The organism is Mucilaginibacter terrae (assembly GCF_042679325.1).
GTDB classification, from domain to species: domain Bacteria; phylum Bacteroidota; class Bacteroidia; order Sphingobacteriales; family Sphingobacteriaceae; genus Mucilaginibacter; species Mucilaginibacter terrae.
The window spans coordinates 26,146-43,753 of sequence record NZ_JBHTMJ010000008.1; the positions used below are offsets into that span (position 1 = coordinate 26,146).

The following is a 17,608-nucleotide window of genomic DNA, read 5'->3' on the forward strand; positions in this document are numbered from 1 at the left end:
CCTGTTATATATAAAAAGCTTTGAAATAACTTTATAAGCACAACTTACATCACCCTGAGCGTCTCACCTGCCAACCCGCTTCCCTACTAAAAAACTAAACTGTATCTTTGCCCGCTATGGGTGTATCTTTTGATGAATTTAATTTTAACCGGCAAATACTAAATGCTATAGCCGATGCCGGTTATACAGAAGCTACGCCTATACAAGAAAAAGCTATTCCGCCGATAATAAACGGGCAGGATGTAATGGGTATAGCGCAAACCGGCACGGGTAAAACTGCCGCCTACGTGCTGCCAATACTCCGTAAGCTTAACTATGCACAGGGCGATACCGCCCGGGCCCTCATACTGGCGCCAACCCGCGAGCTGGCAATGCAAATTGAAGAAAACATTAAAAGCTTTGCCGTAAATACCGACTTGCGCACGGTAATTCTTTATGGCGGACTGGGCCCTAAAACTCAAATAGAAGCGCTGAGTAAAGGCACCGATATTATTGTGGCATCGCCGGGACGTTTCCTCGACTTGTACATAGCCGGTCACATCAATACTAAAACTTTACAGATGCTGGTGTTGGATGAAGCCGATAAGATGATGGACATGGGCTTTATGACGCAGATCAACCGTATTATTGAAGTGGTGCCGCGCAAGCGACAAAACATGCTGTTTTCGGCCACTATGAGCGATAAGGTGCACGAGCTGGCCGGTAACTTTTTAAAGTTTCCAACCATTATAGAGGTTACACCACAGGCCACGCCGGCACAAACGGTTAACCAGGTGCTGTACCATGTTCCTAATTTAAAAACTAAAATTAATGTCCTTAAAAAGCTTTTAGACCGCGACGAGGACATTAAAAAGCTACTGATATTTTGCAAAACCCGTGTAGCTGCCGACGATGTTTTTAAGTTTTTGCTGCGTAAGTATGACGATAAGCAGGTGAAAGTACTGCATGCCAACAAAGGTCAAAACACACGTATAAACGCTATTAACGCGTTTAAGAACGACGAGATTAAAATCCTGGTGGCTACCGATGTGGCATCGCGTGGTATAGATGTGAGCGATGTGAGCCACGTTATAAACTTTGATGTGCCTGTAGTTTACGAAGATTACGTACACCGTATTGGCCGTACCGGCCGTGCCCTGCAAAGCGGCGAAGCCATCACCTTTTGTAACCCGGCCGAAGTGTATTACATGGGCAAAATACAAAAGCTCATACGCCAAACCGTTACACTGCTGCCCATACCCGAAGGTGTTTTTATTGAGGAAACCCCTTATGAAGAAAACCAGGAGCAGGCCCGTGAAATTGATATGCAGATGCGTAAGGAAGATCCTACCTTTAAGGGGGCCTTTCACGAGAAAAAAGAACGCAAGGAGCGTACCGCATCTTTAAACCACAAACAGCAACTTTCTAAAAAACACGGTAAACCTAAAACTACCCGTGGCAAATCATTCCGTAAAAAATAATGAAACTTCGATTAACACCTTTAAACTTTGCTGTCGCGTTTTTTATAGTATTAGCTATAATTACCTGGATTTATAAGCCCGTTGCTGTAACAGGAGAGCGTTACACGGAAATGTCGGGCACTATCGCGCTCGTATTTTTGCTTTTTGCAGTAATGAGCTTCTTTTTGGATATGATATTCCGCAACTTTTTTTCGCAAATGAAACTGCTGTGGATGATAGAGATAAGCTTTATTGTACTCACTGCTGTTATATATTTACTGGTAAGATAATTCAATACAATTAACATGAAAAGAGCCGAAATAAAACTCATAGTCGATTTAGACGATAACAACATTCCACAAAATATTACCTGGGAATCAACCGATTCTAATAATAAGGACGCCGTGCCGGTAAAATCATTTATGCTGGCCCTATGGGATCATAATTACAAAAACACCATGCGTATTGATTTGTGGACCAACGATATGCCGGTTGATGAAATGAAGCGCTTCTTTTTTGAAACCCTGCAAACCATGGGCGATAGCTTTTTACGCGCCACAGGCGAAACCAACATTGTAGAAGACCTGCGCGATTACTGCGCCCACTTCGCCGATAAAATGGAGTTGGATAAGAAGTAGTAAGTAGTTGAATGGTGAGTAGTTGATTGGTTGAAAAGTTTAAAGCAATACAACAAACTTGCATTATTTAAAACAAGCAAAGCAACTATTCATTCCACTTTAACCTTTAACCTTTAACCTTTAACCTTTAACCTTTAACCTTTAACCTTTAGATGCAACCTAAAGCCTTTCTCTCTTTCGCCGGTTTTGTAATATTAATGGCCGCCACCTGGTGCCCGTTATTACGACCGTTTGGCATTTTAACCTGGGATTTGTACGCTTTGAACAAGCCTTACGGCATGGTGGTGCTGCTTATAGCTGTAGTTGGCATAGCGGGTATTGTACTAAAACAGTACAAAGTATCGCGTATGGCCGGCTTTATTGGTTTGGTTTTGGTAACACTGGTTTACATTGCCGCTCAAATGAAAGTGCATACTACCTTTAGCTTTATACCGTTTAAAGGCATGGCCGGTTTTTTAACTAAACTAATTAAGTTTCAATGGGGGTGGTACCCGTTGTTTGCCGGTGCCGTTTTAAGCGTTCTGTTTAATCCCAAATACACAGAAGGTAATAAACCGGTTGTATCATTGAAATAATACTATTATGCGCGGCTTAAAAACTGTTGTATTTCTCACCATATCAAACATATTTATGACGTTTGCCTGGTACGGGCATCTAAGGTTTAAAGAGTACCATTGGGGCAAAAATTTGCCTCTTATGGCTATAATTTAATTAGCTGGGGCCTGGCTTTTTTTGAGTACTTATTTCAGGTGCCTGCTAACAAAGCCGGCTTTAACGCCGAGGGTGGCCCGTTTAGCCTGGTGCAGTTAAAGGTATTGCAAGAGGCCCTCAGTATTACCATCTTCATGGTGTTTACTACCATTTTATTTAAAACCTAAAAGCTGGCCTGGAACCATTTAGCGGGCTTTGTATTAATACTATTAGCTGTTTTAGTTGTATTTAAAAAATGGTAGTATAACCCTCTTGCTTTTGTTTAATAAAATTTTATTATAGATTTGAGACGCTATATAAAACACAATAATTATTGGCCAATGCCACCATATTATACCTTCACATGTTAAAATTAGACTTTCGCACACAGGTTTTAACCGGGTTTGCTTTTTCAATTGTCCTGGTTTTTATAGTAGGTATATTTTCGTACCGAAGCATTAACCAGCTGCAGCAAAACCAGGCAGAGGTAGACCACAGTCAGCAAGTAATTACAGCGGCACGTAACGTTTTACAGCATTTAACCGATGCCGAAACAGGTATGCGTGGATATGTGGCTACTGCCAAGCCCAAATTTTTAGAACCTTACAATGCTGCCGTTCCAAAGGTTACGCAAAATCTTAACAAGCTGGAATCACTGGTTGAAGACAATGTTATTCAGCAAAACAATGCTATAGAATTGGCGGCATTAACCAGCAGCCAGTTAGCACTACTTAAAAACAATGTTGATAAGCGGGACGAATTAGGACTGGAGTACATGGTAGCGCATAACATGCTAATCAACGGTAAGGCGATCATGGATAGGATCCGTAACAAGATCACCGCTATTACCAATACCGAAAACCAATTGCTAAAAGTAGGTAAGGAAAAAACCGCTGAAGCCGCTACTAAAACAATTTTAACCATAGGTATAGGCTCATTAATATTTCTGATCATTATTGTTATACTCTTCTTTTACATTCAAAAAACTTTCGATCAGCAAAAAAAGATTGAGGCCGAAATTAAAGAGGCGAATGTAGAACTGGCGGATGTATTAGCCGAAAACGAGAACAAGAACTGGCTATTGACCGGCGTTGGCGCTTTAAACGAAAAAATGCAGGGTCAGCTGAACGAAAAAGAACTGGCCGAAAACGTATTGACCGAGGTGTGTAAATATACCAATGCGCTAAGCGGTACTTTTTACTTGTTCAACGAAGAAAAGGCGGAGCTTAACCTTTATGCCTATTACGCTTTTCATGACCTGGGCGCGGTTAAAAATACGATTAAGTTATCAGAAGGATGGTTGGGGCAGGTAGCTCAAGACCAAAAAGCGGCTACCATTAAAGGTTACCTGAACGATAAGCTACAGCTGCAAACTTCCATAATTAGCCAGGAACTGGCCGAGATAATGATCGTGCCGTTCTTCTTTGATAAAAAATTGAAGGGGGTTATGGAGGTTGCCTTTCAATTGGAACTTAAAGCTACCGACCGCGATTATATTATAGCGGCTGCCGATGATATTGGTATTGCCGTAAACACCGCACAGGCGCGTACCATTATGCACGACCTGTTTGAGGAAACTCAGCAACAGGCCGAAGAGCTGGAAGCACAGCAGGAAGAAATGCGGGTAACCAACGAGGAGTTGCTCAATAAAACCGAAATGCTGCAGGCATCTGAAGAAGAACTTCGTGTTCAACAAGAAGAACTGCGCACCATTAATGCCGAATTGGAAGAAAAAGCCAGCCTGCTCGAAGAAAAGAACCAAGCTATTGAAGAAGCCCGTGCCGCTATTAATATTAAAGTTAATGAGCTGGAAACTACCGGTAAATACAAATCGGAGTTTTTGGCCAATATGAGCCACGAGTTACGCACCCCGCTAAACAGTATTCTGGTACTGGCCCGTATCCTTAAAGATAACAAAACCGATAACCTGAGCGAAGATCAGATCAAATATGCCAGTGTAATTTTCAACGCCGGAAACGACCTCTTAACGCTCATAAACGATATCCTCGACCTGTCTAAAATTGAATCGGGCAAGATGGATATGCAGAACGATAATGTGCGCGTATCGGAGATACTGAAGGATATGGACATGCTGTTTGCCGAAGTGGCACGCAATAAAAAAATAACCTTTACCCAAAGCGCGGTTAACGTGCCAGGGTTTATATTTACCGATAAGATACGGGTAGAACAGGTGATAAAAAACCTGCTGTCTAACGCATTTAAATTTACATCCGAAAACGGCCACATCTCCATTAACGCGGCACCTGGTAAACAAGAAAACACCATTAGCTTTACCGTTAAAGATAGTGGCATTGGTATAGCCCCCGAAAAACAGCGGGTTATTTTTGAGGCTTTTCAACAGGCCGATGGGTCAACCAGCCGCAAATACGGCGGTACAGGTTTAGGGCTATCAATAAGCCGAGAATTAGCGTTTTTATTGGGTGGTGCCATTACGCTGAGTAGCAGTGTGGGAGAGGGAAGCGAATTTACCTTAACTATACCGTTACAAGCCAAACAAGCTCCATCTAAACCCGATGATGAGCAAATGCTGCCAACTGTAGAAAGCTTTAAACCGCTAAAAGATTTTCTGCAGCCGGCCAAATTGCAAACCTTGGCAACAGGGCGCAGTAAGCCATTGGTTGTTATTGTTGAGGACGATAAGAACTTTGCCGACATATTGCATGACTATGCAAAAGAGCACGGCTATGATGCTATTATGGTAAATGAAGGCACCCACGCGGTTCAAATTATTAAAGATAAAATGCCCGACGCGGTTATACTTGATATTATGTTGCCCGGTAAAGATGGTTGGCAAATACTGCGTGAAGTTAAAACCGATGTAGATACCCGCGATATACCGGTGCATTTAATGTCGGCAGGTGAAGCCGCCGCTAACAAGGTTAGGCGCGAGGGCGCAATAAGCTTTATGAAAAAGCCTATTAACACCGAAACGCTGGACAAGTTGTTTAACGATATGATGAACCAGAGCGGTGTGCAGTTTAAACAGATATTGCTGGTGGAAGACCATGAGGCTCAAAGCCAGGCGCTGAAAGACCTGATGCAGAAACAAGGTATTGCCGTAGACCAGGCCTTTACCGGCGAACAGGCATTTAACATGTTGCAGCATAATGAATACCAGTGTGTTATTCTGGACCTGAACCTGCCCGATATTTCGGGGCTTGACTTGCTGGATGATATTAAGGCTATCGACCGGTTTACCGAGCTACCGGTTATTGTGAATACGGCTATGGAACTTGATAAAACATCGGTTAACCGTTTAATGCAATATGCCAATGCCATGGTAATTAAAACCAACAAATCGGCCGATAGGCTGATTGATGAGGTGAACCTGTTTTTACATAAGGTAAGCAATGCACCAGCACCGGCAGCTGCCAAAAGCTACACATCACCCAAGGGTAAAGATATGCTGAAAGGTAAAAAAGTACTAATTGTTGATGATGATATGCGTAATATATTTGCGCTAAGCAGTGCCTTACAACAATATGACTTTATAGTGGAAATTGCCAACGATGGAGACGAAGCTTTAGAGAAGCTGGAAAATACCGAAGGTATTGATATTGTACTGATGGACATTATGATGCCTAAAATGGATGGTTATGAAGCCACACGCCACATCAGAAAGCAAAACAAATGGAACAAGTTACCCGTAATAGCGTTAACAGCTAAAGCCATGAAAGAAGATCGCGAGAAGTGTTTGGCAGCCGGCGCAAATGATTACATTACCAAGCCAATTGATCTGGACAGGCTAATATCGCTGATGCAATTGTGGTTAGAGGGTTAAGTGTATGAGTAATGATATTGAAGAAAAAGGACTAACACCAACAGAAATAAACGACCTTATTAACCTGATAAAAAAGATTCATGGATTTGATTTTTCGGGTTACTCTAAAGCATCTTTAAAAAGAAGGCTTGCGCGTATCATGCAGCTAAAAAGGCTGGAATACTATGATCTGAAACACTTACTGATCAATGACGCAGAATTTTTCCAGCATTTTTTAGAAGAAGTTACCGTCAACGTTACCGAAATGTTTCGTGATCCATTGTTTTATAAGGCTATTAACAGTGAGGTATTACCGTATTTAACTACTTTTCAGCAAATTAAAATCTGGAGTGCGGGTTGCTCATCGGGTGAGGAAGTGTATTCCATGGCCATATTGTTACAGGAAGCCGGTTTACGTAAAAAATCTTTTATATACGGCACCGATATTAACACCGAAGTATTAAAAGAAGCCAAAAAAGGTATTTACAGTTTGCGTAAAATTAAATCGTATGCCGAAAATTATCAATACACAGGCTTACCTGGAACCATTACCGATCATTTTACCATTTTGTATGACGCGGCAACTATTCATACCGAACTGAAACAGAATACCTTGTTTTCGGTACATAACCTGATCTCTGATAACGATTTTAACGAATTTCAAATGATTAGCTGCCGTAATGTATTCATCTATTTTGAATCGCATTTGCAGGAAAAGATATTAGATTTGTTTTACCACAGTCTTTGCCCGCTTGGTTTTTTATGCCTGGGTAGTAAGGAAGCTATACGGTCCGACGCGTTTAAAAAGCGTTTTAAAACAATCAATTCAAAAGAAAACATTTATCAGAAAATTGGCACTTAGCAAAGATATAATTGAGCGCTGGCGTAATTCAAAGGTGCTGTTGCTTGGTGGTTCGGCCGGATCATTCAAGATAATTTTTCGCGCCGTTAAATACCTGCCGCCTAATTTAGGTAAAACCGTAATTATTATTATTCACCGGAAAAAGAATTATTTTAGTGAAATAGAAAAACTATTCGGCGAAAACAGTCGTATGTACCTGCGCGAAGTAGGAGATAAGGATCATATTGAAAATAATACTATTTATATTGCCCCTGCTAATTACCACACGCTGGTAGAAAACGAAAAGCAGTTTAGCCTGGATGTATCTGATTCGGTATGGTATTCCAAACCCTCCATTGATGTAACTTTTGAAAGTGCTGCAGAGGTATTTAAAAACAACTGTACTGCTATTTTACTATCTGGTGCTAACCAAGATGGTGCCAACGGTTTATTAAAGCTACGTAACAAGGGCTCGCTTACTATCGTACAAAACCCGGCCGATGCCGAAATGGCCGATATGCCTAATGCAGCAATACAGGCAAATGCAGCCGATTATATATTAAATATTGATGAAATATTTGAATTATTGCAAATTTAGCTGTTGCTTTTTATAACTTTAACCGTTTAATATGAGTATTGTTAATATATTGGTTGTTGATGATAGGGAAGAAAACATCATTGCGCTTGAAGCATTGCTTAAGCGCGATGATATTAATATCCTGTCTACCACATCGCCTAATGAAGCTTTACGCATAGCATGGGAAAACCCCATTAGCATAGCAATGGTTGATGTACAAATGCCGGAAATAGATGGTTTTGAGTTGGTGGAAATGCTAAAGGCGAACCCTCGAACCAAAGATATTCTTATTATTTTTGTTACCGCAATTTCCAAAGAAGCCAAATACGCAGTTAAGGGCTTTGGTACTGGCGCCGTTGATTACCTGTACAAACCGCTCGATCCATATATAACCTCGGCCAAGGTCGATTCCTTCATCCAGCTTGCTCAGCACCAGAGAGATATAAAAGCCAAAAATGATGAATTGCAGAATTTTGCCATTATGGTTAAAAATTCGGCGGATATTATTACCACGATCGACGCCCAGGCTTTTCGGATACAATCAATTAATCAGGCTGTATATAAAATATTAGGTCATCAGCCTGTAGAGCTCATTCAAAAAAGTATTGTTGAACTGGCCGCGCCGGTAAACCAAAATAAATTCCGAAAAAAACTTTCGGATATTGTAAATAGTAATTTAAATTATGCTGTAGCCGAGTACCAGTTTGAAACCTTTGACAAACGGATGATATGGGTTGAATGCCGTATTACCTACAACAATAAAATGCTGTTTTTAAATATCAGCGATGTATCTCCGCAAAAAAGTTATCAACAAGAATTGATCAAATCAAAAGAAGCATCTGATTATTCGCGCAAAATAAAAGAAAACTTTTTGGCAAACATGAGCCACGAACTGCGCACACCTGTAAACGGGATAATAGGCTTAACCAGCATGTTGCGTAAAAGCCCGTTAGATGAACAGCAGAAAAACGTGATTGACTTGTTGGAAGTGTCGTCACAATCGTTATTAGGTGTAATTAATGATGTGCTTGATATATCGAAAATAGAGGCAGGTAAATTTAGTATCATTCGTAAACCTCATGATATTCGCAGGGTGGTTAAATCTGTTTTCGATTTGCTGAAGTATAAAGCCGATGAAAAAGATATTGAGCTGCTACTTGATATTGATGGCGATGTTCCCGAAATTTTACAATTCGACTCATTGCGCGTTAACCAAATATTGATGAACTTATTGAGCAACGCTATTAAGTTTACCGAACGTGGTTATGTAAAATTACAACTCTCAGTATTACAAAAACTTAATGAAAACGTAAAAATTAAATTTAGTGTACTTGACAGCGGTATAGGAATAGCGCCAGATCGTTTGAATAAGATATTTGATTCATTTGAACAGGCCGAAAACGATACCGAAGCTAAATTTGGTGGTACCGGCCTGGGTTTAACCATTGTTAAAAAATTAATTGAACTTAAAGGCGGCGAACTTACCGTGAGCAGCCAGGTAGGTACCGGCAGCGTTTTTAACTTTATTAATTGGTACACCATTGCCGAAAAACCTAAAGAAATAACTCCGGCCGATGGCGGTACACAACGCTTATTGGAGCCGTTTGCAAATATACATGTGCTGGTAGCAGAAGATAACCTGGTAAACCAGTTTATGTTATCGAAAATGCTTAAAGACTGGAACATTATAGTGGAAATTGTGGATAATGGTCAGAAAGTACTTGATAAATTGCAGACGAAGGATTACGATATTATATTAATGGACACCCACATGCCCGAAATGAATGGCTACCAGGCCGCTAAAAACATACGGGTAAATTTTGCCGAACCTAAAAGGAGTATTCCTATTATTTCCTTATCGGCGGCTACTTTCGAGCATGAGCAGCAACAAGCACTGTCGTCGGGCATGAACGATGTGTTGGCCAAACCTTTTCAGCCTTACCAGCTACACGAGAAAATGAAACGCCTGTTAAATACCCCAGCTGTTTTAGCTAAGTAAACACTAAAATATGACCCTGGGAAACCATGTTTTTTAATCTTCCAAACGGAGCCATTACCTTGCCTTTTAACATACTTGTAACAAATCCACAAACTTAATAATTCTATATTTGCACTAATGGAATTATTGCGCCAAACAGGGTACTTGTTAAAAAAAGAAATACTGCTGGAATGGCGTTCAAAGTATGCATTTAACGGGGTATTACTCTATATCGTATCAACCGTATTTGTATGTTACATCTCCTTTAACTTAACACCCGGTTTTACGGGCAGCCAGGGTTACACCGTGGTATGGAATGTGCTTTTTTGGATCATTATTTTGTTTGCATCGGTTAATGCCATAGCTAAAAGCTTTTTACAGGAAAGCCGTAGCCGTTTGTTGTACTACTATACCATTGCCAGCCCGCATGCCATCATACTCTCTAAAACAATTTATAATGCGTTGCTCATGAGTTTGCTGAGCACATTGGCACTGGTAGTTTATGCCTTGTTTTTCACCAACACCGTGGGCGATGCCGTATGGTATTTTTTGGTGGTATTAACCGGCAGTGTTACTTTTTCTACTGTATTTACTATGGTATCGGCTATTGCGGCTAAGGCTGGCAATAACGGTACTTTAATGGCCATACTTAGTTTTCCGGTTATTATACCGGTTATAATGCTTTTGATAAAAATTAGCAAAAGTGCTATGGACGGCGTAGACCGCAGCTTAACCTACAGTAATTTTGGTGTATTGGCTGCTATAAACATTATCGTTATCGCCGTTTCACTGATCCTGTTCCCTTATTTATGGCGCGATTGATTTTATTGCACCAATATGATTATATTTGATTAACCCTGATTTATTAACTAAGCCCGTTAATTTTTACATGCGTTTATTTATAATTTTATTACTGAGCATGGTGGTTCCGGGGCTAATACTTGCCCAAACAGGAACCATAACAGGTAAGGTTATACACGCCAACTCTAAAGCCCCGCTGGCTAAAGTGAGTGTGTTTTTAAGTAACGCTACCTTTGGTACTACAACCGCCGAAGATGGTACGTATAGCCTGAAAGGTGTACGGCCCGGGCAGTACGATCTAATAGTTACCTCGGTAGGTTACGAAGATTTTATGCAGCAGGTTTTGGTGGGCAGCCAGCCTATAGTAGTTAATGCCGAATTAAAACCCGCTGTACAACAGTTAAGAGATGTGGTTGTAATGACCCCGGCCGATTGGAAACGCAATTACGAAATGTTTTTAACAGAATTTTTCGGTACTTCGCCTTATGCCAAACAATGTAAGATAGCCAACCCGCACGATCTGACGGTAATCTACCGCAAATCAAAAAAGCTGTTGGAGGCCTATTCGTACGATTTTATAAACATCGACAATAAAGCTTTAGGGTACCGCATTAAATTTTTGCTGAAAGACTTTAAAAGTGATAAGCTGAATAATTTAATATCATGGCAGGGAAGGTTATTGTACGAAGAACTACCCGGCAGCGAAAGCCAAAAAAAGAAGTGGGAAATGCGCCGTCAGGATATATTTTACGGCTCAAACCTGCACTTTTTCCGTTCCCTCGCAAATGGTAAAATGGATAGTGAAGGTTTTATGATCAGGCGGCTGGAGCGTAAACTAAACCCCGAAAGACCTGATGAAGCAATAATACAACGAAAACTGGATAAGTTTACCGGCATGAACGGCGATTCGGCAAGACATTGGATGGAGCTTTACAACATGCAGCGCTATAAACAATACTTGTACAGGCAGCCCCTTATTGCCGATATAGTTTTACGCCAAACCGATAAACCCGGTTTACACGCCATTACCTTTCCCGATTATTTGTATGTTACTTACACCAAAAAGCGGGAAACACAGGAATTTAAAGATATTTACCGTCCGTTGGATATGGAGAACTTTGAAACAAGCGTTATTACTTTGTATAAACCGTATGCACTTTTTGATGGTAATGGAGCGGTGGTATCATCGCAAAGTATGCTCTATGAGGGTTCGTGGTCAAAAGATAAGATTGCCGAATTGTTGCCTGTTGATTATGTGCCATCGGCAGGTTATACGCCGCCTTATTTGAAATAGGGGAGTTTTAATTAACTATTAAAAAGGTACCCTCATGCCGATGAATATCGGCATCTCATGTGCTAAGTAAACGCAATACAAATATTAGCATGGCAATTAAATATATTGTGGAGTCCCGAAACAAGTTCGGGATGATTGGGTATTTTAGTATAGAGCCAATTTTACAAATGCTATGTATGCATAGTATTTAAAATTTATTTGTTATACCTTTGCGCGTCAAAATAAGTATGAGATTTATATATCAGGCCTGGTGGAAAATTTTAGCAGTTTTATTGGTGGGATACACCATGATAGCAGGTTTTTTGTTCACCGTTCCCGAACTTCCCATTTTACACGAAACCATCCGTAATGTTTATTTCCACGTACCCATGTGGATGGCCATGTTCCTGGTATTTGGTGTATCGGTATTTTATAGCATCAGGTATTTAGGCACCAATAAAGAAGAATATGACCTCATTGCCATTGAATGTGTGAACACTGGTATAATATTCTACATTTTAGGCCTGCTAAGCGGTATGCTTTGGGCACGTTATACCTGGGGACAATACTGGAGCAACGATCCAAAACAAAACAGTGCAGCCATAGCTTTTTTGTTATACTGCGCCTACCTGGTATTGCGCAACGCTATTGATGAAGAGCAAAAACGTGCACGTATCTCGGCCATATACAATATTTTTGCTTTCCCTATCATGATTGTGCTGTTGTTTATTTTACCTCGCATGACCGATTCCTTGCACCCCGGTAACGGCGGCAATCCGGCCTTTGGTAAATACGATATGACCAGCGAAATGCGAGCCGTATTATACCCTGCTTTTATTGGCTGGATGTTAATTGCGCTTTGGATCGCAACCTTACGCTATCGTATCCGTTTAATAGAAAATAAAAATAATTCCCTGTAAACAGATGATAAAAAGACTCATTTGCCTGGCGGTATTCCTCATTGGTTACATTTCGGTTTTTGCCCAGGATGTGGAAATGGCCGATACCATGCGCAGCTCCGGTAAAATTTACGTGGTGGTAGGTACTATAGCTATTGTTTTTATAGGCCTGGTTATTTATTTATTTACAATTGACAGGCGCTTAACCCGCCTGGAAAAGTACAAGGATTAAAACATTTATCGTTAGATAACATTGTTTTAGCAGTAATTACGTAAAGCAAACTGTTGCAGCGAAAATAACGAATAAACACAACAACTTAATAACCGAACGCCTATAGCTGAAGCGTACACATTTACCAATTATTTACTCAATATATAAATTATGGATAACATAATCATAGCTGATCAAGACACACATTTCTTTAACGATGTATGTACCAACTTTGACTTTGCTGCACAATTTACCAAGCACGATGCCGGTTTGTTAGATCAGATCAAATCGTGTAACAGTGTTTACCGTTTCCGTTTCCCTATACGTAAAGGTAATGGCTTTGAAGTGATAGATGCCTGGCGCGTAGAACATTCTCATCACCAGTCGCCCACCAAAGGTGGTATTCGTTACAGCGAAATGGTTAACGAGGATGAGGTGATGGCCTTAGCCGCATTAATGACGTACAAATGTGCTATTGTAAACGTTCCGTTTGGTGGTGCTAAAGGCGGTATCAAAATTAACCCTAAAAACTATACGGTACAAGAGTTAGAGAACATAACCCGTCGTTACACGGTAGAATTAATTAAAAAAAACTTTATTGGCCCAAGCATAGACGTACCTGCTCCTGATTATGGATCGGGCGAACGTGAAATGAGCTGGATTGCCGATACTTATGCTACCATGAACCCTGGCCAGGGTGATGCCTTAGGTTGCGTTACCGGTAAGCCAATTGCTTTGCACGGTATTGCCGGCCGTAGAGAAGCTACCGGACGTGGTGTGGCTATTGCCGTACGCGAGTGTGTTGGCGTGGCTGAGGATATGCAACGTGTAGGTTTAACTCCGGGCCTGAGCGGTAAAAAGGTAATTGTACAGGGCTTAGGTAACGTAGGTTACTATTCGGCTAAATTTTTATCAGAGTTCGGTGCTATCATTGTTGGCTTATGCGAATTTGAAGGTGCTATTTATAACGAAGACGGTTTGGATTTTGATGCCGTGTTTCAGCACCGTAAAGCAACCGGCTCTATATTAGGTTATGCCGGTGCTACTAAAGAGTTCAGCAACTCGGGCGAAGGTTTGGAGCAACCATGCGACATCCTGGTACCGGCCGCGCTGGAAAACCAGATCACTATTGAAAATGTAGGCCGCATTCAGGCAAAAATTATTGCCGAAGGTGCTAACGGACCAACTACGCCCGAAGCTGAATCTGCATTTTACGCCAACGGTGGTATGATTATCCCCGATATGTATGCCAACGCCGGTGGCGTAACCGTATCTTATTTCGAATGGTTAAAAAACCTGTCGCACGTATCATTCGGCCGTATGAACCGTCGTTTTGAGGAAAACTCTAACCTGAACTTGGTAAACATGGTAGAAGGCATTACCGGTGTGGCTTTAAGTCCGCTGCAACGCTCCACTATTATTAAAGGCGCATCTGAGCTTGAACTGGTAAATTCTGGTTTAGAAGACACCATGATCCGTTCCTACCACGAGATCCGCGAAACGTACAAGAACAATCCTGGTATTGATACCCTGCGTACCGCTGCTTTTGTAGGCGCTATCAACAAAATAGCGGTGAGCTACCAAAACTTAGGTATCTGGCCGTAGGTTTTAGAGTATAGAGTCAAGAATAAAGATTTACGACTTGATATTTGAATGCCATTCCGAAAAACGGAATGGCATTTTTTATATGAAATCATGTTATTAGCGATTGCAACGTAGCAACCGCGTAACACGCTGGCTAATTGATACGGTTATATACTGACAACAAACTATATATAAGGGTGCCAAGTACTACAGAGTTTGTCTATACTTGATCTCAAAGTAACATTGGTCACAAACAATCTTAATTTCCGCAAAAGCCATAGATTCCTCATTCCACTTACCCTCGTTTATTCTGACTTTCTCACATTCGTCGCACCAGGCCTGATAATCATCATTTTCCTCCATACAGAGACCGGATTCAAACGCTTCATGGAAACCAGGATATTCTTTGCTTATTAAGTGCTTGCAAACAAACGCTATTTGACCCTTTTCGTGCACATCACACTCAACAGACTTATTCTCAAGTGCATCGTATTGCTCCTGGGTAAGTTCATGGGTAAATATAAAATAGATGAAAAGATGATCTCGCTGAATGCGATACATTCCTATTGCACTTAATAACTTCGCTGATATAGAAGTCATTTCCCAGCCGGTGTATTCGTCTCCTTCAATCAAACCTGTGGTCAGTTGCCCAAAATCATTTGTTGCGCCAAATATTCTTACTTTTTCAAGACCTGCTTTTACTAATCGGGGAGTGGTGCTATTATCCCAAGACCAGTTCCATGTATTGGTATTAGTTGAGAAAGAACCTACATCTATGTATCTAAAATAGAGATTTTTACCATGGTCTGCTTTAAACTGAAATGCGCCAATATCGTGGTCATAATACCATTCGCCATAACTATTGATGTCGTAAAGCTGCATAAATTCATTTTGCAGCATCGAAATTTCGTTCACGCAATTAGATGCGTAGCTCTCAAAATCCTTTTTAAAAAGGTTCATAACAACGAATTTACAAAATAGTATTGATAAAAGTTTATTGTATGAAAAGTCAATGTTAGCTGCTAATTGGATGATTTGGGAAAGAAATTTCATATCATAGTCTCCAAATCACGCGCCACTATACTCACAGATTCAGTCTGCCTAAAAGCTCTGAAACCGTTCACAATAGTGTTTAATAACCGTTCAAAAGCGTTTACTTGTGAACACTTTTGGGTTGATTTTGAGACAATATTCGAGGTTTAAATACGAAAAAAATCTAATTAAACGTGGAAGAATGAGGCTTTTTTAAGTTTTGCGAGCATGAAACTGCACTATCATCGTGAACACTTGCGAAAGTTTAAGCCTGATTAGCCGTATAAATAAAGTAAGCATTCAGTAACAGGTAGCAGGCCAGCAGCACCTGCGCGCTTATAAAATCAAACCTTTTGGCTTTGTCTAATTTTTCGCGCTTAATTAATAGCAGGGTATAAGAGGTAGAAACAATAATGGTTAAAATAAATAATAATGTAATGCCATGCAGCGTGTCAACCAATGTAAAGGAGGTAGATTCGGGCAGGGAAGAATCGATGATGTATTTGTTACCAATTACCGCGAACAGGGCACCCACGCTCAAACCAAACCTCGAGTCTATACTATCGGTATGGATGTAAAAACACATGTAGGCTATTAAAAACGCTACATACATGCCCAGGAACATCTTCCAAAACAAGCCTATGGCATCGCGGTTGATTACCATTTTAAATTTGAAGTTGCTGTACTCGGTGTGAGGTTTTTGTAGGCTTTCATCGCCAAAAGTAGTTTCGTACGCTTTAATGCCGGTAGTAATATCCAGGCTATCAATACGCCATCCCCGCAGGGTAAAACGCGGATCAAAATGTTTGCCCAGCGTATCGGCCACAAACACTAACGATTTGGAATCGAATTGCGAATTCTCTATGGAGAACCGCAGCTTTTGCCTATCGAAAGGGAAGTTATCAATTGCCCAGGTATCTTTCATTACACATTGCAGCTTCATGAGCAGGTACACTTTACCATCGCTGGTATCAATGGTGGAAAAAGATTTGTCTACTGATTTGGCTTGCGGTACTTCCAGGTTTTTTACAAAGTCGAAATCCTTGTTTTTATATTTCAGCCAAAGCCACACACTTAACGTATATTCCTTGTCTTTAAAATTAATATCGTGTACGCTATTGATGTAAATACCTGTCCGCACGGTATCGGGAACCTCGGCCGCTTGCGGTTTGGCCCATGCGGCAGAAAATAAAGTGGTAACAAAGACTATAAGTAAACTATATTTCAAAGCAGTCAGGTTGTAAATGGTGCTATCAAATATAACTTTTTATCGGTTACATACTGTTTAAAGTGTATAAACGTGTTTTATCTTAATCCTTTAACCTTTCACCTTTATCCCTTCACTTTCGTTAAGAACAATTCTAAATAACATATATCTGTTGTAATAAAGTGTATTAGCTCTACGTTTTGTATTTTTGTAAATTGATTTACAGCAGGTAATTTCTTCATGAAAAAAAGCTCTATATTAGGTATAATCGTAATTGCTATTGCCATAGCGGTTATTATCAGCACCTACTCAACTACAAGTACTTACGGCTCTTTTAACGATGCCGAGCAAACCGAAAGCGAGTTGCACATAGTTGGTCATTTAAACAAGGGGAAGGCGCTTTACTACGAGCCGACCAAGGATGCCAATTACTTTTCATTTTACATGCTCGATAACAAGGGCGAAGAATGTAAAGTGGTTTTCACCGGCACTAAACCGCAGGATTTTGAACGGTCGGAACAAATTGTGTTAACCGGCCAAATGCGTGGCAAAGAGTTTCATGCATCGAAAATACTGATGAAATGCCCGTCGAAATACACGCAGGATAAATTAGAAACAACCGAGGTTACTGCAAACAAGCAGGCCAACATATAAATC

General features: G+C 40.6%; 18 protein-coding genes. 16 read left to right on the top strand and 2 right to left on the bottom strand.

What is annotated here, in order from left to right; all coding sequences use genetic code 11:
* Nucleotides 1–116: 116 nt before the first annotated feature.
* From ACFQ3S_RS07125 to ACFQ3S_RS07195, 15 genes are all read left to right on the top strand, one after another.
* Nucleotides 117–1,460, top strand: a complete 1,344-nt coding sequence (locus ACFQ3S_RS07125; RefSeq protein WP_377162745.1) for a DEAD/DEAH box helicase — start codon at nucleotides 117–119, stop codon at nucleotides 1,458–1,460.
* The gene (locus ACFQ3S_RS07130; RefSeq protein WP_377162747.1) at nucleotides 1,460–1,729 is read left to right on the top strand and encodes a hypothetical protein; all 270 of its coding nucleotides are present in this window, start codon (nucleotides 1,460–1,462) and stop codon (nucleotides 1,727–1,729) included. Before ACFQ3S_RS07125 ends, ACFQ3S_RS07130 begins: the two co-directional genes overlap by 1 nt.
* A gap of 15 nt (nucleotides 1,730–1,744) precedes the next feature.
* The gene (gene gldC, locus ACFQ3S_RS07135) at nucleotides 1,745–2,077 is read left to right on the top strand and encodes a gliding motility protein GldC (protein WP_377162749.1); all 333 of its coding nucleotides are present in this window, start codon (nucleotides 1,745–1,747) and stop codon (nucleotides 2,075–2,077) included.
* A 152-nt stretch (nucleotides 2,078–2,229) separates the two neighbouring features.
* Entirely contained in the window at nucleotides 2,230–2,652 is a 423-nt protein-coding gene (locus tag ACFQ3S_RS07140; RefSeq protein WP_377162751.1) for a hypothetical protein, read from the top strand.
* A 55-nt stretch (nucleotides 2,653–2,707) separates the two neighbouring features.
* Nucleotides 2,708–2,788, top strand: coding sequence for a hypothetical protein (locus ACFQ3S_RS07145; protein ID WP_377163125.1), 81 nt, complete (start codon nucleotides 2,708–2,710; stop codon nucleotides 2,786–2,788).
* Nucleotides 2,752–2,955: a DMT family protein gene (locus ACFQ3S_RS07150; protein ID WP_377162753.1), complete on the top strand. Its 204-nt coding sequence runs from the start codon at nucleotides 2,752–2,754 to the stop codon at nucleotides 2,953–2,955. Before ACFQ3S_RS07145 ends, ACFQ3S_RS07150 begins: the two co-directional genes overlap by 37 nt.
* Before the next feature lie 176 nt (nucleotides 2,956–3,131).
* Nucleotides 3,132–6,569, top strand: a complete 3,438-nt coding sequence (locus tag ACFQ3S_RS07155) for a response regulator (RefSeq protein WP_377162755.1) — start codon at nucleotides 3,132–3,134, stop codon at nucleotides 6,567–6,569.
* A gap of 4 nt (nucleotides 6,570–6,573) precedes the next feature.
* Complete coding sequence (locus tag ACFQ3S_RS07160) at nucleotides 6,574–7,410, top strand: CheR family methyltransferase (RefSeq protein ID WP_377162757.1); 837 nt, start codon at nucleotides 6,574–6,576, stop codon at nucleotides 7,408–7,410.
* Nucleotides 7,400–7,987 (top strand): chemotaxis protein CheB, encoded by a 588-nt coding sequence (locus tag ACFQ3S_RS07165; protein WP_377162759.1) that lies wholly within the window; start codon nucleotides 7,400–7,402, stop codon nucleotides 7,985–7,987. The genes ACFQ3S_RS07160 and ACFQ3S_RS07165 overlap by 11 nt, the downstream gene beginning before the upstream one ends.
* 31 nt (nucleotides 7,988–8,018) lie before the next feature.
* On the top strand, nucleotides 8,019–9,965 hold the full coding sequence (locus tag ACFQ3S_RS07170; protein ID WP_377162761.1) for a response regulator: 1,947 nt from the start codon (nucleotides 8,019–8,021) through the stop codon (nucleotides 9,963–9,965).
* 117 nt (nucleotides 9,966–10,082) lie between these two features.
* Nucleotides 10,083–10,766, top strand: coding sequence for a heme exporter protein CcmB (locus ACFQ3S_RS07175; RefSeq protein ID WP_377162763.1), 684 nt, complete (start codon nucleotides 10,083–10,085; stop codon nucleotides 10,764–10,766).
* A 67-nt stretch (nucleotides 10,767–10,833) separates the two neighbouring features.
* Nucleotides 10,834–12,039, top strand: coding sequence for a carboxypeptidase-like regulatory domain-containing protein (locus ACFQ3S_RS07180; protein ID WP_377162765.1), 1,206 nt, complete (start codon nucleotides 10,834–10,836; stop codon nucleotides 12,037–12,039).
* A gap of 227 nt (nucleotides 12,040–12,266) precedes the next feature.
* On the top strand, nucleotides 12,267–12,938 hold the full coding sequence (ccsA, locus tag ACFQ3S_RS07185) for a cytochrome c biogenesis protein CcsA (RefSeq protein WP_377162767.1): 672 nt from the start codon (nucleotides 12,267–12,269) through the stop codon (nucleotides 12,936–12,938).
* A 4-nt stretch (nucleotides 12,939–12,942) separates the two neighbouring features.
* Nucleotides 12,943–13,149 carry a CcmD family protein gene (locus tag ACFQ3S_RS07190; RefSeq protein WP_377162769.1) on the top strand — a complete coding sequence of 69 codons (207 nt, stop codon included), beginning with the start codon at nucleotides 12,943–12,945 and terminating at the stop codon, nucleotides 13,147–13,149.
* Nucleotides 13,150–13,299: 150 nt separating this feature from the next.
* Nucleotides 13,300–14,733 carry a Glu/Leu/Phe/Val family dehydrogenase gene (locus tag ACFQ3S_RS07195; RefSeq protein ID WP_377162771.1) on the top strand — a complete coding sequence of 478 codons (1,434 nt, stop codon included), beginning with the start codon at nucleotides 13,300–13,302 and terminating at the stop codon, nucleotides 14,731–14,733.
* A 186-nt stretch (nucleotides 14,734–14,919) separates the two neighbouring features.
* On the opposite strand, the gene ACFQ3S_RS07200 is transcribed toward ACFQ3S_RS07195, so the two are convergent.
* Both ACFQ3S_RS07200 and ACFQ3S_RS07205 read right to left on the bottom strand, forming a co-directional pair.
* Complete coding sequence (locus ACFQ3S_RS07200; protein ID WP_377162773.1) at nucleotides 14,920–15,765, bottom strand: DUF6882 domain-containing protein; 846 nt, start codon at nucleotides 15,763–15,765, stop codon at nucleotides 14,920–14,922.
* Between the two features lie 244 nt (nucleotides 15,766–16,009).
* The gene (locus ACFQ3S_RS07205; RefSeq protein ID WP_377162775.1) at nucleotides 16,010–16,972 is read right to left on the bottom strand and encodes a hypothetical protein; all 963 of its coding nucleotides are present in this window, start codon (nucleotides 16,970–16,972) and stop codon (nucleotides 16,010–16,012) included.
* Between the two features lie 219 nt (nucleotides 16,973–17,191).
* Between ACFQ3S_RS07205 and ACFQ3S_RS07210 the strand changes: the two genes are divergently transcribed.
* The gene (locus ACFQ3S_RS07210; RefSeq protein WP_377162777.1) at nucleotides 17,192–17,605 is read left to right on the top strand and encodes a cytochrome c maturation protein CcmE domain-containing protein; all 414 of its coding nucleotides are present in this window, start codon (nucleotides 17,192–17,194) and stop codon (nucleotides 17,603–17,605) included.
* The last annotated feature ends 3 nt before the right edge of the window (nucleotides 17,606–17,608 follow it).